This is a genomic window from Aliinostoc maniaoense (assembly GCF_058172895.1).
This window is the reverse complement of record NZ_CP187952.1, coordinates 3,613,133-3,636,419: the sequence shown is the minus strand read 5'-3', so window position 1 is coordinate 3,636,419 and position 23,287 is coordinate 3,613,133. Positions and strand designations below refer to the sequence as shown.

Below are 23,287 nucleotides of genomic sequence, written 5' to 3'. Positions count from 1 at the left end.
ACTCATTACTCATTACTCATGGTCTACCTCACTTACTTCAAAAGTGCTGTATTTACGAACCAGTTAGTATCACGTCTACCAACAGAGAGATGATTTCATTGACAAATATTGCTAATCTATCCAGAGGAAAACATCTAAAAGTAACAAAAAGAGCATATGGCATCTGCAAAACAACTGCATGGAACTGACCTAGTAGATTGTGCTAGGGCAAATGCCAAGCAAGGAATTAAAACTGCTGCTTATCAATGTGGTTATGGTGAGGATATCAATACCTTTGCACGAGAACTTAGACAAGCTTGTGAGCAGATGAATTTACAAGTTAAAGAACTGAGTGAACTGGTGACAGACCAGGACATGATACTAGAAATGCGTAATGGTGAAATCATTGCTCCAGATACATCTTCAGAATTGTAGAAATTAATTATTAGTCACCAGTTTGACCATAACTCAGCACAGTTGAGACTTATGGAGTTAATATGAATTTTGCCAAGTTGAAGTAAATTAGGACACCTAAGACATCAACGGCTGTTGTAATAAATGGTGCAGACATCAAAGCAGGATCTAAACGCAGAAAGCGGAATAGAAACGGTAGAGCTGAACCGGAGACAGAAGCTAAAACGGAAATAGCTATCAGACTACTACCGACTGCGATCGCTACTTCTAATCTGCCTTGTAAAAAGAAAGCCCAAATAGTAGCGATACTACCTAACATACCACCGAGTAATGCGCCGGCGATCGCTTCCCGCCCAATTACCTGCAAAGTTCCCAAGGATCTAATTTCATCGGTGTTCATCCCCCTAATCACTACAGTAGAAGACTGCGCGCCTACGTTACCACCAGTACCAGTCAGTAGGGGAATGAAGGCGGTTAAGGTAACGAACTTGGTTAAAATATCTTCTTGGGATTTAATAATCGTACCTGTAACAGTATTAGTAATTAGTAAAACAAGTAACCATACAACTCGTTTACGGGCTACTTTCAATAAATCCATCTGAAAATAATTATCGCCACCCGACTGCACACCACCACCTACAGCATAAATATCTTCTGTGGTTTCCTGTTGTAAAATATCAATCACATCATCAACGGTGACAATACCTACTAAACGTTCTTCTTTGTCTACCACAGGCACAGCCAAAAAATCGTATCGTTGAATTAACCTAGCGACTTCTTCTTGGTCTGTATCGGTATGGACATAAATGACATCACGGGTCATAATTTCCCCAATGATTTGCTCAGGCTGAGATGTGACTAATTCTCGTAGTGAGACTATCCCTGTTAACCGTCTGGCGGCATCTGTAACATAGAGATAATAAATCATCTCACTGGCATTAGCTAGGCTGCGAATCCGTTCTAAGGCTTGAGCTACTGTAAAGTTTTCTTTAAGAGCTATCAACTCTAAAGTCATTATCCGCCCAGCCTGATCAGGTTCATAACCCAAAAGTAAAGCTGTGGCTTGCCGTTCTGTCGGACTGAGTTGTTCTAAAAGACGATTGACAACTTTAGCAGGTAATTCATCAAATAACCTAGCACGGTCATCTGAAGACATTTGATCTACAATATCGCGGACTTCTTGGCTTTTCAATTCCTCAATCAGCCGCTCTTGTACACTGTAGTCGAGATATTCATAAACTTCAATCGCTTCACTCTTGGAAAGTAAGCGAAACGCTAAAGCGTGCATAGCCTCTGGTAAACCTTCAATGGCTTCGGCAATATCAGCAGGCTGTACTGGTACGAGAATAGCTTTAGCTCCCTGCAAGTCTCCGGCTTCTAATAGCATTCGCAGCTGAGTTCTGACTAAATCTCGTAGTTCTCTACGTGTAACATCCTGAAGGGTAGAGTTTAAGTTGTTCGTCTCCGTCACTTTCCACTTTCCTCGACCAGTATTAACAAAGTTGCTGCCCCTAGTCTAAGGGATAGTGGCAAGGGATAACTCTAAAATTCTGGTGATTTTTTGTACTTGAAGTATAAGAGGATGTTTGACAAGTGGTTGGCTGTGTTTTGAAACATTTGTTAATCTCCCCTAAACCCCTTAAATCAGTGCTGGGTGAACAGTGAACAGTGAACAGTTATCAAGGCGTATGGTGTGGTGTTTCACCAAAGATAAACACATCACTCTTGACTGATAACTGATAACTGATAACTGTTAACTGTTAACTCCTCTGCCAAAGTTTAATGGTTTTATCCAAACTACCACTGACTAACATCTCGCCGGAACTGGTAAAAGTCAGGGATGTGACAATATCAGTGTGTCCTGTAAAGGTAGCTAATAACTCGCCAGAGTCAAAATGCCATAATTTGATAGTTTGATCTGCACTGCTACTAGCAATAATTTGTTCATCAGGACTAAGCGCGATCGCATACACTTGATCAGTATGTCCTTTGAGGGTGCGAATTAATTTCCCAGCCTCCAAATTCCAAATCTTAATTGTCTGATCCCAGCTACCACTCACTAGCCATTGAGCATCTTTGCTAATTGCTAAAGCCCGGACTATGTGAGAATGACCCATGAGGGTATGTAAAGGCTCTTTATCTTTGAGATTCTTAGTATTCCAGGGTTCTGAACTATGCCAGACTTTGATTTTACGATAGCTACCAGTGACTAAGGTTTGTCCGTCTCGACTTAACACTAAAGAATGTGCAGCCGTATCATCTAAAGATAAAATGGCTTTTACCTGACGACTCATCAAATCCCAAAACAAGATTTTTCTATCATCGCCACCAGTCGCTAACATTCGTCCGTCGGGTGTAAAGGCAACACAGCGCACCACACCATGATGTTTGTGCAGAATATCAATTAAATCGAGCGCGCCTGTATGCCAAATTTTAATGGTAGAGTCTGCGCCACCACTAACTAGCATCTGTCCATCTGCACTAAAAGCCAGAGAACTAATATCATCTATCAGTCCCGACAACACCCAAGGATATTCTGACAAAGTATCAATTAAATCACCTTTGCTTAAATCCCATAACTTCGTCTCGCCATGACTACCACTAGCCAAAATCGGTGTAATCATGCCGTTTTCATATTTAGAATTAAAAGTTAAACAATTAATTCCTTTAGTATGTCCTTTTAATGTCTGCCAACATTCCCAATCACCAATAATTTCTTTTTTAGGATGATCCGAAGATACAGTTTGAATTGTTTCAGGAATTGTTCTTTCCACAACTATCGGTAAGATATCTCTTTTAATATCTTTCTTCATGGTGAGTGATTCTAAATACCAACTCAAACCCCCTGCATACAATAAGTTACTAGGACTAACAAACATTTTTGGCTCAGTTAATCCCACTTGATGGGTAGGTAAAAAACCTGCAATCACCGCTTGTTTTTCACAGCCCATTTTTCCCGTCGAGGGATAAAATAAACACAAGAAAATTAATACTTGGTGATGTGTTAAATCATCTTGAGTGACTGACCACCTGATTTTATCTTTCTTAATGCCATTAAAACTTTCTCCATCAGCAACATAAACTTGTACACTTAACTTAGGATTATCTGTTAGCAAGTAAGTAAACTTACTCTGACCACGCAAGTTACCTTCATCATCTAACACCATATTGTTTACAGTGTCTTGGGGGATTTTCTTCAGTAACTTGCCTAGACGAGTGCTAATAATGCGATCGACAATTTGCTCTCGCAAAATATAATCTTCGGCTTGTTGCTGGAAATATGTCGGAAAAGGAATCGTCCAGTCAGGGGGTTCGGGATACTCAGGCGGTATGGGAGGAGGATTCTTCGCCAAGATTTCGGCTTGTCGGCGAGAAAATTCGATAATTTTCGCTAAAGCCTCTCCACAAAATGCCATCACTTCACTGTGACACCCTCTGACTTGACTTTCTAGCAAAGCTAAATCGTAAGTTTTGGGTTTTTTCACACGTTGAAGGAAGTCAGCCTGTTGAGCTTTGAGTAAGCTAATCCAATCCATCTGCATTCCTGCGGCACAATGTTGCATATTTAAGGTAAGCTATACCAATGCAATGACTCAAGTTTATAACTTCTAGTTAATTAAAAATTCCGTAATCCTCGCAGTCTAATAGAACACAATCAAAGGCTTAATTCGCAGAGAGTATCCATCAAAAAGGATAAAGACCGTTGATTGATCAATTCGACTCAAGTATTGAGAATTTAAATGATGTCCGTCAATTCTAACTAACCTTAACAATAAGATACTGTTGCCCTAGAAACAGTTATATTTTCCAAGACAAGTATTCTTAGAGAGGTTGAGACAAACACAACTCAAAATGATGACTTTAAAGTAACTTAATGTTACAAAAACTCATATATATACTTGTTAATTTGTTAACTTAGGATACATTTTCAGCGATTTTAAGTTTTATGTTCTGGTGTAGAAGATTGAGTATCTGATTTTAGTGCTTGAATTTTTCTGTGCAAATCAAATTCTTCACTACTAACTATTGTTTCGAGATTGGCAATTCTTTGCTCTAGTGTCTCTGTTGGTGGCTTTGATAAAGATGTTGTTCGTGATTTTTGCTCATCACCACGCCAGACAGCAACAGTACCTGCAACTGCACCGCCAATAGCAGCTAAGGGGAGCAAAGGGCCACTCCGAGTCACAGCCGACAGGGGAATACAAATTACAAACATCCCGACTGTCATTCCCCAAATTTTAGAGGTAGCAGCAACCCTACTATCTTCCTGTGGTTGTTGAACCATAAATTTTACCCAGAGGATTTACCTAACTAGATTCGCACGATCGCCGATAAAAATACCTCCCGCATTTGGGTTAAGTATAATTACTCTTGAACCTCTGATACAATTCCTTGGGGAGTGATGAATTGTGATTCTTTGGAGAAACGGAGGGGTGTGGGGGTGTAGGGGTGTAGGGGTATAAGGGTGTAGGGGTGTGGGGGTGTAGGGGTGTAGGGGAACAACTTGTTTCTCTTATATATTTTGCACTTTGCGCTGCCTCGCGTGTTAGAAACTTAAATTTTGAATTTTGAATTTTGAATTGATATGACAAGTACATCTCACATTTTCCTGGTTGGAGCTAGTCGCGGTGTTGGTAGAGAAATTGCAGCTTGCTTAACTAAACAAAATATCCCAGTCACAGCACTGCTAAGAAATGAAACATCCCGTAGTGAACTAGAAGCAATGGGAGTTGAGGTAGTGTTAGGAGATGCCTTAAAGGTAGATGATGTAGAACGTGCCATGATTACAGATAAACCAATTTATGCTGTGATTAGCACATTAGGCGGTTTACCTAGTGACGAACAAAAACCAGATTACATAGGTAATAAAAATATCATTGATGCGGCAGTCAAAGCAGGTGTAAAGAAATTTATCCTGGTTACGTCTATCGGTACTGGTAATAGTGTTGGTGCTTTGTCTCCCCAAGCTTTAAATGCACTACAAGCAGTTTTGGTGGAAAAAGACAAGGCTGAACAACACTTAATTGCTAGCGGACTCACTTACACCATTATCCGTCCTGGTGGGTTGAAATCAGAGCCAGCTACAGATAATGCTGTGTTAACGGAAGATACGCGTATTGTTGGCAGTATCCACCGCGCAGATGTTGCAGCGTTGGTTTGTAGTTGTTTAAATTCTGAGGTGGCTAATAATAAGGTTCTCTCAGCAATTGATAAGAATATGTTGTTTACTTCAATGGAGTTTGTTGAGTTTCCTATATATTGAGTTTCCGAGATCAATGTTGGGTGAAGCGCAGCGCAACCTAACATTGATATTTTGAATTTTGTAGCTTGCTTCCCGCAGGGTATTTTGAATTTTGAATTGATTTATTCCCCTGATATTTGGAGTAAGATGGTTCTTTTGCGTGCGCCATCTAATTCAAAAAATAATACTGATTGCCATGTTCCGAGGGCTAAGTTACTGTCAACAATAGGAATAACTTCACTGGTGGCGAGCATCATGGCCATGAGGTGAGAATGAGCATTCATTGGCTCGTCTTCTGGGACAATTCTTAAATGTAAGTCGTTATGTAAGTAACGGTCTGTTTCTGGTGCGAGTTTATTTAAAAATACTTTGATATCTTCTAATAGTCTTTCTTCGTCTTCATTAATTGCTAAAGCTGTGGTAGTGTGCCTGGAAAATACTAAGACTTGTCCGTTTTTAATGCCAGTTTCGCTAATAAAGTCTTTAATTTGGGGTGTAATGTTATATATATTAATCCCGGTGGCTGTTTCAATTTCAATGATTTTATTAAGAATTGGCATAAGCTGGAAATTAAACTAAATTGACTAATTTAAATGGGAAAAGCACAGTTTTAATTTTCTCATATTTCTTGCAAATTAATTTTATTTTCATATTTCCCTACACTCTTATCCCAAGACTTAATTTGTTATACCTCTAATATGGCATATTTTATCATACTCTTTAAGTCATATTAATTAATACGACAATAGTTAGATGCTGAGGTCTTACTGAAATTTTAAATTAAAACCTATGAAGTTCAATTGCTTCATCAAAAACCTTAACCATTAAAGAGATTTTGAACATGGCAATACAACAATTGAGTTTACAAAAAGTTAACCAACAAAACCAAGAATGTATTCAAGATTGTTTAGACTGCTCTAATATTTGTCTAAATACTGTGAGTGCATACTGCATAACTAAAGGTGGTATGCACACAGAACCGGATCATGTACGATTAATGCTTGATTGTGCTGAGATTTGCCAAACCAGTGCCAATTTTATGTTACGTGGTTCTGATTTGGATGTGCGTACCTGTAGCGTTTGTGCTGAAGTATGTGAACGATGCGCCCGTAATTGCGATCGCTTTGAGAATGATACACAAATGAAGGCCTGTGCTGATATGTGTCGTCGTTGTGCTGAGACTTGCCGCCGAATGTCGATGGCGAGAGCTTAAGTCATCAGTAACATTTTTTTCGTTGATTTATTACCCTAGAGGGATGTTGAATCAACAACTAAAATTTTACTCTATATAAGACAAAAATAAAGCTCTCTAGTTAAATTATAGAGAGCTTTATTTTTTGATTAAATTAATAATTTCAATTATCATCAGCAGCACAACTCACCTATAGTTAACTGATTTACTCGCGTGCAAAAAGATACTCGACCTCTGGGAAAGGTTGGGTATTTTTTAGTAATAAATTAGTAACACTGATGCTATTACTAGTCATTTATGACACCTAAAACAAATTACACGGGAGCAAATACACTGTTATGTTATACTAATATTATAGTATACATTTATTAAGATGTGATGTCTGTGATAAGTGAGGCTAGCTACTTCCATCTTATGGTGAAATATTTAGAAAATCTAAATTAAAGTAGCCAGGCAGCCATTACACCAGTTCCCTGTTGATGATAAGATTAGACGTATATCAGTAAATATACAAGTACTGTTTGTAATCAATGCTGATTGTAAATTAATCATATCTCTTGTAAAGAAATATCCTCATTTTGACAATTCACTCTAGAAGTAAACTGAATAACCTTAGACTTGGCTCAATTGTATAGCTCTTGACAGTTGATAGTTGACAGCATTAAAATCCTCTGATTTTCAGCTTTTTATCCTAATTTTGATGTGCTAATCTATCTACCTAAGTTCATCGAACTAATGTTTGCCTTTGTTAACTATTGACAGTCAAAAGTCAACTCCAGGGTTTACACTTTTAATTTCCTAGTAAGTAGAATGAGGTAAATAATTAAAGGTTTGTAGTGAGAACTTTAGTTCTCAAATAAGGACTAAAGTCCTTACTACAAACTCAATCTTAGTATTTTTAAATTACTTAACACAGTTTGCTTTTTTCAACTCGTTCTACCTAACTCAAATTTAAATATGGTCAAATAGTATATAGAATGTGACTAATTTTTAGATATCAACAGCTAGATAAAAGAACATCACACCAATTCAATATCATGGATACTCTCAATAATAAATCAATTACTTTGCCACCAAAAACACCAGAAAAACTCATGGAAGAACAGCGTCTCCATGACATACTGCTTTTGTTACAAAATTTGTCATATAGGGAAGAAGTAACTATTAAATTAATCATAGATTGTTTATATGATATAGGTGCAACTAATATAATCAATCAAAAATTTCGTTCATACTTCATGAATGGCACATTTAAGAGAGTTGCTAAATTTTCTAAGCCTGTATTTAGGATAATTGCTTGGCGATGGTTTAAGAAAAACTTTGCCCAACTCACTACTAACTGGTTATATGAACAGGTGAGATTTAATCAAGTAATTGTACCTGAACCAAAAGTAGTTGTTGAACAGGTACAAATTCAGAAAGATTTACCAGCAACATTAGCCGATAAAAATAGAGAAGTTAAATATCTTCGTTCCCAAGTCAGATTTTTAGTGACAATTTTTATCCTGGCAATTACTTCATTTGGGGGTAGTTTTTTGTGGCTCAATTATAAATTAGAGCAGGCACATCTACAAACCCTGCAAGAACTACAAACTCAATTCCAAATTAAACCAACGAGTGTGAATAATCCTTAACTATTGATGGGGGCTAATTAATTCAAAATTCAAAATACCCTACGGGAAGGCTTGCGCCTACAAAATTCAAAATTAGAGAACTTTGGGCAGGGGGCAGGGGGTAGGGCAAGATAGAAGATGTGAGTTGAGTAAATGAGAGAGTTGATTTTTTGGTAGTTCCCTGAATTAAGAAAATTTGGTGAGAAATGCCAAAAGTTTTTTTGTTTTTGGTGTCAGCAGTGTACGGCGATAAGCGTCGGCAGCTTTTTTAATAGCTTCGGCTTGGGTGGGATAGGGATGAATGACATTACTTAATTTACTAAGACCGATTTTATTGACAATTGCTGTAGTTATTTCCGAAATCATCTCTCCAGCGTGAGCCGCTACAATTGTTGCGCCGATAATTTCATCAGATCCTTTTTTGTGGTGGATTTTCAAGAATCCTTCTTCTTCGGCATCTGCGATCGCTCGATCTACACTACTAAAAGGAATCTTAATTGTTGCCACATCAATCCCCATAGCCTTAGCTTCGTGTTCATACATCCCCACATGGGCAATTTCTGGCTGTGTGTATGTTACCCACGGCATCACTAAGTTACTGAGTTTAGAACGTCCTAAACCAAAAGGCGAAAACAGAGTATTCTTAATCACAATCCGCGCTGCCGCATCTGCCGCATGGGTGAACTTCCAATTCATGCAGATATCTCCAGCCGCATAAATTTTAGGGTTTGTGGTTTGGAGATAATCATTTACCTGCACACCTTGGCGTTTGTCGTAGTTTACCCCGACACCTTCCAAATTCAACCCTTCCACATTCGGCGCACGTCCCGCACCTACTAAAATCTCATCTACAGTTACCGAATCTCGATAATCATTCACAGAAAAATACAGTCGTTTACCCTCTGTGACACTCACCACCTCTTCTAACTTGCAATTTAACACCAAACGGATGCCATCCCGGATTAAAGCCTGCTGGACAATTTGTGCTGCGTCCCCATCTTCCTTATTAAGAACATGAGAACCGCTATGGAACAGCACCACTTCACAACCCAAACGCCGGAATGCTTGAGCCAATTCACAACCGATAGGCCCCCCACCAATTACCGCTAACCGTTCCGGCTTTTGGATAAGAGAAAACACCGTTTCATTAGTCAAATAACCCGCCGCTTCAATACCCCGAATGGCTGGTTTTGCAGCCCTTGCGCCAGTTGCAATCACAGCTTTTTTAAACTTGAGGATTTTACCGCCAACTTCCACCGTATCTTTACTAGCAAAGCGACCATTACCCAAGAAAACATCCACCCCCAGAGATGAAAAACGTTCCGCCGAGTCATGGTGACTAATTCCCGCCCTTACACGGCGCATTCTTTGCATAACAGTAGAAAAATCAATTTCAATGTGTTGCTTGGGAATATTAATCCCCAAACTTTGAGCGTGGGCAAGTTCCCCTATCACCCGCGCCGAGCGAATCACAGTTTTTGAAGGTACACAACCGACATTTAAGCAGTCTCCTCCCATGAGATGCTTTTCAATCAATGCGACTTTCAAACCCAAACCCAACCCAGCCGCACCAGCCGCCACCACCAACCCCGCAGTTCCAGCACCAATAACCACCAAATCATAACAATCAGCAGGTTGAGGATTCACCCAATTTGGCGGATGGACATGAGCCACCAACTTCTGGTTATATTCATCCACTGGGCGAACAATCACTCTCTCTAACTCCGAATTGGACATTGATAGGATCTCCCTAATTAAGAAATTTTTTAACTTGGGGCATTGGGCATTGGGCATTGGGCATTGGGGTAAAATATTCTGTGCTTCCTTGTCTACCTTGTCTCCCCCTGCTCCCTGCTCCCTGCTCCCTGCCCCCTGCTCCCTGCCCCCTGCTCCCCTGCCCAATTCCCAATCTTTACAAAACTTCCTCATCTAAGGCTTTTTTAGCAATGCGGGTAACGTAGATGGTGACGGCAACTGTGGCGATAAAACCCACAATGCGAATTGCCCATTGTGCTGTGGGGTTTGTCGGTTGAGCTTCAGTCCCAATCATAGCTAGGTTGCCAGCGAGAGAACCAATGTAAACGTACATAATCGTTCCGGGGATCATGCCTACAGAGCCGATAAAGTAATCTCGGAGTGAAACTCCTGTAATACCAAAGGCGTAATTTAGGAGATTAAAGGGAAATATAGGGGAAAGTCTGGTTAACAGCACAATTTTTAAGCCCTCTCTACCCACAGCTTGATCAATGGCGGCAAAGTTTTTGTTATCGGCGATTTTGTTGGCAACCCAACCGCGCGCTAAATAACGCCCCACCAAAAAAGCAGCTGTTGCACCCAGGGTTGCACCAATGAAGACGTAGAGTGAACCCCATACTACACCAAATACCACACCAGCACCCAAGGTGAGAATCGAGCCAGGTAGAAAAGCAATAGTAGCAATAATATATAGTGCAATAAAAGCGATCGCTCCAACTGTTCCCAAACTATCAATCCACAGCAAAGCGTTGCGTAAAATGGTTTGGGGATTCCAATCACTGGGATTATCTATGGTTTGCGCTGCCGCTAAATCTGTGTTAAGTAAGAAAGCGATCGCCACCGTCAGCAATGTTAAACTGAATAACCTGATAACTTTTTTATTAAACATATGTTTTATAATTCCTTGTAGTTATTTTTAAGTGTCAGTGTCTACCACCACACTTTTATTTAATGCCTTCTGAGCAATTTTAGTCACATATATAGTTACACCAATAGTGGCAATTAACCCAATAATTTGCATTGTCAACCTCAGCATTTGGGTTTCTGGTGTGACTGGTTGATGAGTTGTATCTAACATAGCCAAATCAGTAGCTAAAGAACCGATGTAAACATACATCACAGTTCCCGGCAAAATCCCGAAAGAGCCTAAAATATAATCTTTGAGAGATATTTGTGTTACCCCAAAAGCATAATTCAATAAATTAAAAGGAAACAAAGGCGACAGACGAGTTAACAAGACAATTTTCCAACCTTCTTGAGCCACAGCCTGATCAATAGCCTTAAATTTAGGATGTTTTTCTAATTGTTGACAAACCCAATCTCGTGATAAATAGCGTCCGATCAAAAAAGCTAATGTTGCGCCGATAATTGCCGCAATTAACACATAAACCGAACCCCAAACCACCCCAAACAAACATCCACCTTTGAGGGTTAGCAGCGAGCCGGGGATAAATAATAAAGTGGCCAAATTGTAAATAATTATATAGGCGATCGCTCCCCAAATCCCCAGACTATTCACCCTACTCACTAACGCTGTTAAAATTGCGGCAAAATTAAATTGTGTAACACCAATAATTACAACAGCTACCAACAACCCCAACAGCAGCAGCTTAAGTTTGGCATTGAATCGCAGTTGATACTTAGGAATCATGAAAATACCAGAGTTTTTAACCTTCCTGTCAACTATTGGGGGATCATAACTCTAAAAGCTCAACATTCCTGAACTTTCAGCTATTCTCATCCCTACCTCCCCTAGAATATGCCACATAGATGAGAAACAGCTTAAAAAACCATAAAATTCCGCAAAAACCCTCCGCGAACCTTTGCGTCTACCTTTGCGATACTTTGCGTTTAAACTGATGGATTGAGAATAGCAACTAAAATCTGCATTAATTCCTGCAAATCAGTTGGAATACGATATAGCATTAAATCTTGAGTTACTTAAAACCCTGACGATACAACTTACGCAGTCGCTGTGGTGCTACACCTAATAAATAGCCAATCACCACAATTTGATTAATTAGAGTAGTTTTCAATACACCCTTTTGCACCCATCTCCGGGATGAAGTAATAACTGGCACAGATAAAATAAATATTTTACCGATACGTTGCAAACGCCGGATGAGTTCAAAGTCTTCCATAATAGGCATTTCAGGAAAGCAGCCAATTTCTTGGAATACAGATTTAGTGATAAAAATTGCCTGATCACCGTAGGGCATTTGCCAAAAATGCGATCGCCATTTTACCCCCCATTCCACTAATCTTAACGCTAAAACTGGTGCATCTATCTGTAAAGTAAACGCCCCGGCTACCACCCCAGGCTGTTGTAATGCTTTCCGCGCCATCTCATCAAAACCCATTGGTAAACGGGTATCTGCATGGAGAAACAGCAAAATTTCTCCAGTAGCTACCGCCGCACCTGTATTCATTTGCACAGCACGGCCAGGATTAGATAAAATCACTTTTACACCTAGGGAATGAGCGATCGCTACGGTGTCATCTTCAGAGCCTGCATCGACCACTATCACTTCTATATTTGTACCAGATTGAGTAGTGGCGATCGCTGTTTTGATATTCGCTGCTTCGTTGAGAGTAGGGATAATGATAGAAACTTTAGTATTGTTAATATTTTGACCCATGATTACTGATAAATATTTACTTTCTTTGGGTCATTATTCTATTTACGGGTGAAAGATGAAAGCTATTAGAGAATATTGCTTGTGTTTAGGCAATAGAAAAATGATGCCGACTGCACTCAAAGTATCTGTGGTAGTTGGTTCTATTTTATTTACCATTAATCATGGGGGAGCATTGATCAAAGGTCAAATGACTAGCGATCGCTGGATTGCTGCAACTTTAACTTACATAGTACCTTACTTAGTGAACATTCACGGTCAATACATTACTCGTTACAAATAAGAAAAGTCACCATAAATCATCATGTTGCTTTTTCTTCAAGTCCTTGTGTGCTTTATTTTAGTCATCCTCACAGGAGCAAAGCTATCACAAAGTGCAGACATTTTAGCAGAGAAAACCGGACTAGGCAGAACTTGGATTGGTACAATTCTGTTAGCTGGTGTGACATCTTTACCAGAATTAGCTACAGGCATCAGTGCTATTGTAATTTTCAATTCTCCCAATTTAGCTGTAGGTGGTATTTTGGGGAGTTGTTTGTTTAATTTACTGATTTTGGCTCTTTTAGATATTCTCACAGGGCCAGATCCTTTACTCAAGCAAGCACAAATCAGTCATGGTTTAGCAGCTAGTTTGGGATGCGTGATGCTAGGTATAGCTGCAACTGGGATGTTATTAGCCAAAACTGAAATTAATTTAACTTTAGGATGGTTTGGTATTCCTAGTTTATTGTTGATTTTGCTTTATTTTGTCAGTGCTAAAGCTATTTCACAATTTGAGTCTAGACGACGCGCCGAAGTGCTAGAAGAAGAACTAGAGATTTTTCAATACGAACACATTACTACTCAGCAAGCCTATCGACAGTTTACTTTACTAGCGATCGCAATTGTCATTTTAGGTATTTGGTTGGCATTCTTGGGAGATAGAGTCGCTGCTGTCACTGGCTTAGATAAGAGTTTTATCGGAGCGATTTTATTAGCTACAGCGACATCCTTACCGGAAATTGTCGCATCGATAGCAGCCGTGAGACTTAATGCCGTAGATTTGGCAGTTTCTAATATTTTTGGTTCTAATTTGTTTAACTTAGCGATTTTGGGTATTTACGATTTCGCCTATGTATCGGGTAGTTTGTGGTTACAGATTAGTACCGTACATATTTTCACGGCTATTGTAGCGATGATTATGACTTCAGTAGCGATCGCTGGTTTAATTTATCATGCTGTCAGTCGTTCCCGTATGTACATTACTTTAGATGGAATTACTATCATTCTGCTCTACATTGGCGGAATGTATATTGTTTACCGTAATTTATCGTGAATTATGTCTAATGTGAATGCTTTTTTTAAACGCAGAGGTTCGCAGAGGTAAACGCAAAGTTACGCAGAGTGTTTATTCTAGTTCTTGCGCTCTTGTTTTTCATTCTGTAAAGTCGAGAGATTAACAGTTTATAGTATACGTTGGCATTGTCAGGAGATACATTGCCGTTGTTAGGCGATATATTGGCATTGTCAGGAGATACATTGGCATTGTTAGGCGATACATTGGCATTGTTAGGGGATACATTAACAATGCTGATGCAGCAACTTGTGTGTATGCCGTAGATTTTAGGACTTAGGCAACTAACGCCGTGTGCAACTTTCTCTCAAACCTAACCCCCAACCCCTTCCCTACAAGGGAAGGGGAGCAATATTTAAAGCCTCTCTCCTTGCAGGGGAGAGGTTTGGAGAGGGGTTTCAAAAATAAGTTGCACATCGCGTCAACTAACATATTTTGGATGTAGGGTGTGTGACGCTGCGAAAGTATTTGAACCTAGTCATCAAACTTATAGCGTCACGCACCTACCATTGATTGTGACACTTGCGTAATGTATAGTTTTGTCGCAGGGGGGTAAAGCGAAGAGTACAAGATAAATCATCACCCAGACTTAGTATTATTTACATCTGGCGTGAATTACGAGTTGCTTGTTCAAATTCCACGACAGCATCATATTGATCAGGCATATTAATATAATGCAGCAATAAAGCAGGATCTAAATCTGGGAAAAATCCACTTCTATTTACTTCCTGATACTCACCAGTGTCAGTCAAACGAAATATTCTTATAGTGTTAGATTTCCAAAACCAAACTTCCGGCACTTTTTTGGGTTTAAATAACTCTTTCCTGTCAATAGTGCCACTTGTAACAATCACTTCAATCACAATGTCAGGAATTTCTTTTTTTGTACCAATGCTGTAAGACTCATCCGGCGTACCAGAAGCATACCCAGGTTCTTCCAGCGTGAAACCACCACGAGCATAGAATCTAATACCCAATACTCTCATATAAACTTCTAACAGCAACCCGAGAGTTCTTTTCACGTCCTCATGCTTTTCTCCAATGGGGGACATGATTTCTAAAACTCCTGACAAATAAGACAGTCGCACACTGCGGTTGTCTTGGAGGTGTGCTTCAATACCTTTGAATTGCTCCCAAGAAACATTCTTGAGAGTCACCAGTTTTTCTTCTGTAGATTGTTCTACAAGTGGGATGCTCATAACCAAATTCTTGTGGATAATAATCTTGTATTCACTTAATTCTAGTGTTTATTTTTGTTGGTATAGTTAGGTTTTATCACGCTGACGCACCCTACTAAGCTGTTTATTTGGGATAATTTATTTTTTGGTCTTCCCTAATGAGATTTCATCCCCCTACACCCTTACACCCCTACACCCCTACACCCATTTACAAAGACTGGTAAGCTGTTTTATCTAGGCTTTATTTTCGACTTGATTATGGCAACCATTAACGACAACTACTTAAAACTGAAAGCTGGTTACTTGTTCCCGGAAATTGCGCGCCGGGTAAATGCTTTTGCTCAAGCTAATCCTGATGCTAAGATTATTCGTCTGGGTATTGGGGATGTTACCGAACCATTACCGGAAGCTTGCCGCAGTGCGATGATTAAAGCTGTAGAAGAAATGGGCGATCGCGCCACTTTTAAAGGCTATGGGCCAGAACAAGGTTATGCTTGGTTAAGGGAAAAAATCGCTGCTCAAGATTTCCAAGCACGGGGATGTGATATTGATGCCTCGGAAATTTTTATTTCTGATGGTTCTAAATGCGACACAGGTAATATCCTCGATATCTTCGGTGATAACAATACTATTGCTGTTACTGACCCAGTTTACCCCGTATATGTAGATACCAATGTCATGGCGGGACATACTGGAACTGCTAATGAAAAAGGTGAGTTTGAGGGTTTAGTTTACCTACCTATTACCGCCGAAAACAACTTTACAGCCGAAATTCCCTCCCAAAAAGTTGATTTAATTTATCTTTGCTTCCCCAATAATCCCACAGGTGCAACTGCCACCAAAGAACATCTCCAAGCTTGGGTAGACTATGCCAAAGCGAATAACTCGATTATTTTCTTTGATGCAGCTTACGAAGCTTATATTACAGATCCATCGTTACCTCATTCTATCTACGAAATTCCAGGGGCGAGAGATTGCGCCATTGAATTTCGTTCCTTCTCCAAAAACGCCGGCTTTACTGGTACACGTTGCGCCTTAACTGTCGTCCCCAAAACCTTGACAGCGAAAGCCGCCGACGGTTCTGATGTGGAACTGTGGAAACTATGGAATCGTCGTCAGTCTACCAAATTTAACGGTGTATCCTACATTGTGCAACGAGGTGCGGAAGCCGTCTATTCCCCAGAGGGACAAGCCCAAATTCAAGCACTGGTGAGTTTTTATCTAGAAAACGCCAAAATCATCCGCGAACAACTCACAGCCGCAGGTATAGCTGTATATGGCGGTGTGAACGCGCCTTATGTGTGGGTAAAAACTCCCAATAATCTTTCTAGCTGGGATTTCTTTGATAAACTGCTCAATACCTGCAATGTTGTTGGTACACCCGGTTCTGGTTTTGGTGCGGCGGGTGAAGGCTACTTCCGTATTTCTGCATTTAACAGCCGGGAGAATGTAGAAGCAGCAATGCAGCGTATTACTGAGAAATTTAAGGTGTAATATAACGTGAGTTCGACGGTTGAGAAAAACCCCTCTCCATAGCTTGCTTCTCGTAGAGTACCTCTCCCCTGCAAGGAGAGAGGCTTCAAAACCTTTATTTTTAGTTGATATTTCAATATATTTAAGCCCCTCTCCGCGTCGGAGCGAAAAGTCTGAGCGGAGGTTTCCTCCGATGGCTTCGCCAACGCCAAAGGCGAACAGAACTTTTCAAGAGAGAGGGGTTGGGGAGAGGTCATCGAACTCACGTTAAAAAAGGGGGGAACTAGAATCAAAAGAATCAAAGTCCCCCTTTTTAAGGGGAGACACTGCGTTGGACGGGTTTCCCGGCTTAAAGCAAGTGTCGTGGATTTAGGGGGATCAGATGACTTGTGTGATGTTTACCCAGGGTGACTTAACTGTTAACTGGTAGAGAAATTATAAATTCTGTTCCCTGTCCTAAAACGGAATTAACCTTAATTTTACCACCATGTTTTTCTTCGACAATTTGCCGGGCGATCGCTAGTCCTAATCCCGTACCTTTACCTACAGCTTTTGTAGTAAATAAATGTTCAAAGATTTTTGGTATAACTTCTGGGTTGATGCCTTTGCCGTTATCTTTAATTTTTATATACACTTGATTGGCTATTGCTTGTGTACTAATAGTAATTTGTTGGGGATGAGCTTCTAATTCAGCAAAAGTCTGAGTTTGTGCCATTTCATCAAACATATCAATAGCATTAGCCAATATATTCATAAATACTTGGTTTAATTGCCCAGGGAAGCATTTTATTGGTGGGATGTCGCCATATTCTTGCTGAATGATGATGGCAGGACGTTTTTCATTAGCTTTAATCCGGTATTTTAAAATTAATAGGGTACTATCAACACCTTCATGCAGGTTAGCAGTGACTTTGTAGTCCATATCAGCACGGGAAAAAGTACGCAGACTAGTACTAATAGATTTGATTCGCTCCGTTGCTCCCGTCATCGCATTGAGTATTTGAGGTAAGTCTGCAATCAAAAATTCAATGTCGATATCTTCGGCGTTATCTGCAATCGGTGCTGCTGGTTGGGGATAATGTTGTTGATAGAGTTCTAAATGTGCGATTACGTCTTGCACGTATTCTTTAGCATTATTAATACTACCGTTGAGGAAACCAATGGGGTTATTAACTTCGTGGGCAACACCTGCAACTAAGTTACCCAGAGATGCCATTTTTTCATTTTGTACCATCTGGAGTTGAGATTGTTTTAAATCTAAAAGTGCTTGGTTGAGTTGTTCGGTTTTCTGTTGTCTTTGATGAGATTCTAGGGTGAGGGAGATTAAATTGGCGACTGAACTGATAAAGTTTTGTTCGGCTGGAGTCCAACTACGTTTTTCACCAACTTGTTCACAACAAATCACTCCTCCCCTTTCTCCGTCTACTTGAAAGCTAGAGTCAAGCATAGATGAGATATTTAATACATCTAGATAACCGTTGCGAAATTCCCTAGTGCGGGGATCATTCCTAGCATCATCCGCCGCAATGATTGGCTCTGACTTCATCGCTAAGAAATAGGTGGGATAATCTGTTACCTGGAGTTCCCATCCTTGGGAATGCTCTTGAGAGGAATGTTGAAATAAATTCAGACATTGAAGTTTGGTTTGAGGTTTATCAAACAACCAGATGCTAACTCTTTCTATTTGTAGGGTTTTAGCTGTTACTTCTGTGATTTCTGTAAATGCTGTCTGAAAATCTCCTTGATTAATAGCTTGACTTTGAGAAAGCTGAAGCAATGCCATAGCTTGTTTTTGTAATGCTGTTTCGTCTTCGAGTAACTTTTTTTGAGTGATCTGTAATTTTTGTACTGATTGTTCTAATTGTTGGTTATAAATTTGAGATTGTTGATATAAACGGGCATTTTCTAGAGCAATGGCAGCTTGGGTACAAAGGAAATTTAGCACGAGAATGCGATCGCTACTAAACACACCACTAGTTGAGCGATTCTTTAAATACAAAATCCCGATTAAATGCCCTTGATTGAGAATTGGTAAACACAGCAAACTTTTCGGTTGTCTCTGGGTGAGATATTGATCAATTACAGGTAAATCAGTTTTGAGATTGTCAATTACCACCAATTGTTGGGTATTTTTGACGTACTGGATTAATTTGACAGGTAAATTGGGATTACCCACTAAAGGTGCTGCAAACAATTCAGTGTTGTCGAGTGTGGCAATGGCTCTTACCTGCCATTGGTCTTGGCTATCAGGTAAGATTAAAACACAGCGATCGCCCCCTGAATGTTGCAGAATTATTTGAGTAAGTTGGCACACCAATCGATCGAGTTGAATTGTACCGGAGATGAGTTGGGTAGCTTTGAGAATAGTGGCAAAGTCAAGGGCAGTATTGATGCTGATGCTAGAAGAATGTCTGCGCTCTTGAGAACTGTACATCAAGGTATGGTGAGTCACACTCTGGGATAGCGTTTGCAGCACATCCAATGGTTGTATTTTTGGCTGGAGAATTGTATGCAGTAAATCGGGATAACGATGTTCTAAATCCTGGGTTTTCGCCAAACTACCCCAACGGCCATAACAATAATATGCCTCCTGCATATAAACTGCGGCGATCTTTGATTTACCCCAATTAAGATAAAATTTAGCTGCCAGTTCATTACTGAGTGCTTCATCCTGCACATAACCGTAGGCTTTGGCTTGGGCAATGGCTAAATCATAATGCTCCATCGCCTCAGTATATTCACCAAGCACTCGATAGCGTTCGGCTGCTACCAATTGCCAACGATGTTGATGATTAAATGGGGCATGAGTAGCCCAAGTTTGTAATTTTTCTTGGTGGCCATCGATGCGTTCTAGAATTGCCACTTGCTGCTCAGGGGTAGCGTTCTCATAACGTGCCAGATGAATTAAGGCATCATAGAAAACTCGAATCACTGACATGAAATAACCAACGCTAGCATCACTAACCTGTTCTGCTATGATTACTTGTTGCCATGCTAGTTCGTATTCTCCGAACAGATAATAAAGAAAGGTTTGACACAGGGAAAAATGAAATAACCCCCCTTGGTTATGGGTGGCTTGAAAATCTGCTAAGACCTCGGTAGCATTGAAGGCTGTGCCTTGTAAAATATAGGGAATTTCTGCCTGTCCCAATAAGTTGAGAATTGCTTGCTGATAACACTCATGATATTGTAAGGTTGCTTCTTGCTTAATTTGGCTAATGACTTGGTGATAACCTGGCATTTCCTGTGCTAATTCATTTAATTCTCGACCACTCCAATAACTATGTTGTCCGTATATGACTAAGTTGAGGGCTACACATTCCCAGTCTCCGGTTTCGAGTCCATGCTGGTAGCCTGCCAAAACATCTGGAATAGTCTGATGGAGAGGTTCTTTCCAATGCCGAATAAAGGTGTTTATGATAAAGTAAGCCCTGCTTTTAAAGGTGTTAGTTGGAAATCGTTCTAATAACTTTAATGACAGTTGCCCAAATTCATATCCAGCATTAATATCTCCCATGACACCGCATAGAATCACTCCATAGTCAGCATAGGAAAAAACGGCAATGGCAGAATTACCAAACTCGATACACATCTCCACTTGTTTGAAGATGAGTAACGGTAGTAGTACAGGTTGAGCAATGTAAGCAGAAGATACTAACTGCGTCATGATTTGCATGGCTGCCAGTTGCTGGCGATCGCGCATTACTGGCAAATCAATTAAACTTAAGGGTGTACGCTGCTGCCAAAGTTGTCTGGTTTGTTGGGCTGCTGCGCCAATATATGCCATTGTCGGTTGCTCAGGAAATTCCACACCCAGTAATTTCAACACCTGCAACCCAGTCTCCACTACTTTGTTAAATTGACTTTGAGAGCGGAATGCCATAATACGGGTTTCATGGACTTTGATGGTATCTAGCAAAGAAGTAGCAGATTGTAAGATCAGATCACTCCATGCCTCTAGCTTGTCAAAGTCTGTATTCAGCCAGGCAGCCTCCAGACGCTGATGATGTAGACTCAGGGTAAATTCGTAGTCTTTTGTCCAAGCATCAGAGGGCAGTAAATCAATTCCTTGGTTAAAGTAGTTGAGGGCGGCATGATAAGCAATTGCCCCTTTGGCTTTGCGTCCCGCCAGTAAATTCAGTTGCGCTAACTCCAGTTTTTGCTCTGGTTGAGTAATTAAATCAATACCTAGATTCAGGTGATTGACAATTTCAAAGATATGTGTATCTAATTGATGTCCGGGTGAATTAGCGTACAATAATTGACCGATGGCCAAATGAGTTGCTTGTTTTTGATCGGTAGGAATGAGTTTGTAAGCAGCTTGTTGGATGCGATCGTGTAGAAAACGATACCCAACATTTTCGCTATTGTGCGGATCATTTTCTAGCTGATGACTCAGATAAAACTTATACACTTGACTTTGCGGCACAATCAATCCTTCCTGCAACGGTTTCCACAAAGCCTGTGCTACCTCTAGTGAAGACTGTTGCGACACAATAGCCAGAGTATCTAAATCAAAGGAGTTACCTACACAAGCAGCCAACTTCAAGATATTTTGTGTTGCGTCAGGTAATTTCTGTAACTGTTGCGCCATAAATTCCACGATATTATCAGTCACAGATAACACTTTCACTTGAGCAAGATCACATTCCCAATAGCCTTGCTGGTGATTAAATTGAATCTGTCCATCTTCATGTAAGGCTTTGAGGAATTGTGTGATAAAAAACGGATTACCTTGAGTTTTGCACTCAATTAATTCTGTGAACGGATGCGATCGCTCTGTTGGACAATGTAAAGTATCCGCCACTAACTGATTAATATCTGGGAACGCCAGAGAAGTCAGGGTAATTGTATTCACAGTCTTACCCGTTTTCTTCAGTTCCTCCACCGTCAACATCAACGGGTGTGCAGCTGACACTTCATTATCTCGATAAGCTGCCAACAATAGCAGATAGTTTTTATCCTCCATCAGCAGTTTAATCAACTGTAGGGAAGCCAAATCTGCCCACTGTAAATCATCCAAAAACATCACTAAAGGATGGGCTTTAGTAGTGAACACCGCAATAAACTTTTGCAACAGCAGATGAAATCGATTCTGCGCCGCAGTTCCCGAAAGTTCAGGTGCGGGTGGTTGTTTACCAATTACCCGTTCGAGTTCGGGAATGACTTCTATCAGCACTTGGCCATTGTCTCCCACAACTTCCAGAATTTGCCTGCGCCATTGGGTTAATTGCTGATCTGATTCTGACAACAACTGTCTCATTAAATCCCGTAAAGCCTGTACAAAGGCTGATAAGGGAATATTACGCTGGAATTGATCAAATTTCCCTTTAATGAAATATCCTTGTTGGCGAGTAATTGGTTTGTGGACTTCATTGACAACAGCCGTCTTCCCAATTCCCGAAAATCCTGCCACCAACATCATTTCTGATTTGCCATTGGCGACACGCTCAAAGGCTTCTAGCAAGGTAGAAACCTCTGCTTCTCTACCATATAATTTTTCAGGGATGAGAAAGCGATCGCAAATATCCCTCTGCCCAATTTCAAAATTGATAATTTTTCCTCTATCTTTGAGTTGGGCTAAACAAAGTTCCAAATCATGCTTTAACCCCAAGGCACTTTGATATCTATCTTCAGCATTTTTTGCTAACAATTTGATCACAATATCTGACACTACTTGGGGGATATCTGCACTTGTGATTTCATTGGGGTATTTTGTCAGATGACAATGCACCAACTCCATCGGCTGATCACAGTTAAATGGTAAATTCCCTGTCAATAACTCATAAAATGTTACCCCTAAACCATAATAATCACTACGATAATCTATGCCACGATTCATCCTTCCTGTTTGTTCGGGAGAAATATAAGCTAGTGTTCCTTCTAACACATTAGGATTTTTAATTTCTTGGGTTTCCTTAGGTAAAAGAGAGGCAATACTAAAGTCAATTATTTGAACTTGTTTGGTTTCTGGGTTAATTAAAATATTAGCAGGTTTAATATCTTTATGAATTATATGATTTTGGTGTAAATTATTCAAAATATCAGTTAATTGAATACTAATTTGCAAAAATTCTACTAAGGAAATAGTAGTATTTTTCATGTATTCCTTTAAAGAAATTTCTCCGTTATCTGCCATCACCAAAATATAACTGTTGCCATAGGTTTCGAGTGATAACGGCTGAATAATGCCGGGAATGTGGAGATGTTTAATAATAGTGTATTGGTTGCGAAATTCCGTTAACTCTTGGAAACTAGGATATTCCGCCGCTAACATTTTGATCACTACTGAGAGTCTATCTGCTTCCCGCATAGCTCGATATACTTTGGTTCTAGAGCCAGCATACAGTTCAGAACAAATTTGATATCCGGGAATGATGGGGGTAGAGTTGACATTCACCATCTATACATACCTCATGAGCCGATTTGATGTTTGCTTGTTAATGTTAGTATTCCCATTCAGTAGATGTTA

Annotated in this window: 17 protein-coding genes; 7 read left to right on the top strand and 10 right to left on the bottom strand. The window is 40.0% G+C overall.

The window, feature by feature from the left end:
• Positions 1-156 precede the first annotated feature (156 nt).
• Positions 157-414 (top strand): hypothetical protein, encoded by a 258-nt coding sequence (locus tag ACPZ3T_RS15895; protein ID WP_490270450.1) that lies wholly within the window; start codon positions 157-159, stop codon positions 412-414.
• A 49-nt stretch (positions 415-463) separates the two neighbouring features.
• Here the strand turns inward: ACPZ3T_RS15895 and mgtE are convergent, their stop codons facing one another.
• The 3 genes from mgtE to ACPZ3T_RS15880 all read right to left on the bottom strand — a co-directional run bounded on the left by mgtE (position 464) and on the right by ACPZ3T_RS15880 (position 4,678).
• Positions 464-1,864 (bottom strand): magnesium transporter, encoded by a 1,401-nt coding sequence (gene mgtE / locus ACPZ3T_RS15890; protein WP_490270449.1) that lies wholly within the window; start codon positions 1,862-1,864, stop codon positions 464-466.
• A 289-nt stretch (positions 1,865-2,153) separates the two neighbouring features.
• Complete coding sequence (locus ACPZ3T_RS15885) at positions 2,154-3,956, bottom strand: WD40 repeat domain-containing protein (protein WP_490270448.1); 1,803 nt, start codon at positions 3,954-3,956, stop codon at positions 2,154-2,156.
• Positions 3,957-4,330: 374 nt separating this feature from the next.
• Entirely contained in the window at positions 4,331-4,678 is a 348-nt protein-coding gene (locus ACPZ3T_RS15880; protein WP_490270447.1) for a hypothetical protein, read from the bottom strand.
• Between the two features lie 300 nt (positions 4,679-4,978).
• Between ACPZ3T_RS15880 and ACPZ3T_RS15875 the strand changes: the two genes are divergently transcribed.
• A complete protein-coding gene (locus tag ACPZ3T_RS15875) occupies positions 4,979-5,656 on the top strand; it encodes an SDR family oxidoreductase (RefSeq protein WP_490270446.1) in 678 nt (225 codons plus the stop codon).
• 101 nt (positions 5,657-5,757) lie between these two features.
• Here the strand turns inward: ACPZ3T_RS15875 and ACPZ3T_RS15870 are convergent, their stop codons facing one another.
• Complete coding sequence (locus ACPZ3T_RS15870) at positions 5,758-6,195, bottom strand: secondary thiamine-phosphate synthase enzyme YjbQ (RefSeq protein ID WP_490270445.1); 438 nt, start codon at positions 6,193-6,195, stop codon at positions 5,758-5,760.
• A gap of 281 nt (positions 6,196-6,476) precedes the next feature.
• On the opposite strand from ACPZ3T_RS15870, the gene ACPZ3T_RS15865 reads away from it, so the two are divergent.
• Together ACPZ3T_RS15865 and ACPZ3T_RS15860 are read left to right on the top strand one after the other, a co-directional pair.
• Positions 6,477-6,848, top strand: a complete 372-nt coding sequence (locus ACPZ3T_RS15865) for a four-helix bundle copper-binding protein (RefSeq protein ID WP_490270444.1) — start codon at positions 6,477-6,479, stop codon at positions 6,846-6,848.
• Positions 6,849-7,864: 1,016 nt separating this feature from the next.
• Positions 7,865-8,461 (top strand): hypothetical protein, encoded by a 597-nt coding sequence (locus ACPZ3T_RS15860; RefSeq protein WP_490270443.1) that lies wholly within the window; start codon positions 7,865-7,867, stop codon positions 8,459-8,461.
• Between the two features lie 165 nt (positions 8,462-8,626).
• Here the strand turns inward: ACPZ3T_RS15860 and ACPZ3T_RS15855 are convergent, their stop codons facing one another.
• From ACPZ3T_RS15855 to ACPZ3T_RS15840, 4 genes are all read right to left on the bottom strand, one after another.
• A complete protein-coding gene (locus tag ACPZ3T_RS15855; RefSeq protein WP_490277239.1) occupies positions 8,627-10,177 on the bottom strand; it encodes a mercuric reductase in 1,551 nt (516 codons plus the stop codon).
• A gap of 175 nt (positions 10,178-10,352) precedes the next feature.
• Positions 10,353-11,084, bottom strand: coding sequence for a TVP38/TMEM64 family protein (locus tag ACPZ3T_RS15850; RefSeq protein ID WP_490270442.1), 732 nt, complete (start codon positions 11,082-11,084; stop codon positions 10,353-10,355).
• Positions 11,085-11,111: 27 nt separating this feature from the next.
• Complete coding sequence (locus ACPZ3T_RS15845) at positions 11,112-11,846, bottom strand: TVP38/TMEM64 family protein (protein ID WP_490270441.1); 735 nt, start codon at positions 11,844-11,846, stop codon at positions 11,112-11,114.
• Between the two features lie 286 nt (positions 11,847-12,132).
• Positions 12,133-12,834: a TIGR04283 family arsenosugar biosynthesis glycosyltransferase gene (locus ACPZ3T_RS15840; RefSeq protein ID WP_490270440.1), complete on the bottom strand. Its 702-nt coding sequence runs from the start codon at positions 12,832-12,834 to the stop codon at positions 12,133-12,135.
• Between the two features lie 55 nt (positions 12,835-12,889).
• On the opposite strand from ACPZ3T_RS15840, the gene nrtS reads away from it, so the two are divergent.
• Positions 12,890-13,114, top strand: a complete 225-nt coding sequence (nrtS, locus tag ACPZ3T_RS15835; RefSeq protein WP_490270439.1) for a nitrate/nitrite transporter NrtS — start codon at positions 12,890-12,892, stop codon at positions 13,112-13,114.
• Between the two features lie 21 nt (positions 13,115-13,135).
• A complete protein-coding gene (locus ACPZ3T_RS15830) occupies positions 13,136-14,146 on the top strand; it encodes a sodium:calcium antiporter (RefSeq protein WP_490270438.1) in 1,011 nt (336 codons plus the stop codon).
• 617 nt (positions 14,147-14,763) lie between these two features.
• Here ACPZ3T_RS15830 and ACPZ3T_RS15825 read toward each other — a convergent pair.
• The gene (locus ACPZ3T_RS15825; RefSeq protein WP_490270437.1) at positions 14,764-15,363 is read right to left on the bottom strand and encodes a Uma2 family endonuclease; all 600 of its coding nucleotides are present in this window, start codon (positions 15,361-15,363) and stop codon (positions 14,764-14,766) included.
• Positions 15,364-15,600: 237 nt separating this feature from the next.
• Between ACPZ3T_RS15825 and ACPZ3T_RS15820 the strand changes: the two genes are divergently transcribed.
• Positions 15,601-16,836, top strand: coding sequence for an LL-diaminopimelate aminotransferase (locus tag ACPZ3T_RS15820; RefSeq protein ID WP_490270436.1), 1,236 nt, complete (start codon positions 15,601-15,603; stop codon positions 16,834-16,836).
• 391 nt (positions 16,837-17,227) lie between these two features.
• Here ACPZ3T_RS15820 and ACPZ3T_RS15815 read toward each other — a convergent pair whose 3' ends face one another.
• A complete protein-coding gene (locus ACPZ3T_RS15815) occupies positions 17,228-23,218 on the bottom strand; it encodes an AAA family ATPase (protein WP_490270435.1) in 5,991 nt (1,996 codons plus the stop codon).
• Between the last annotated feature and the right edge of the window lie 69 nt (positions 23,219-23,287).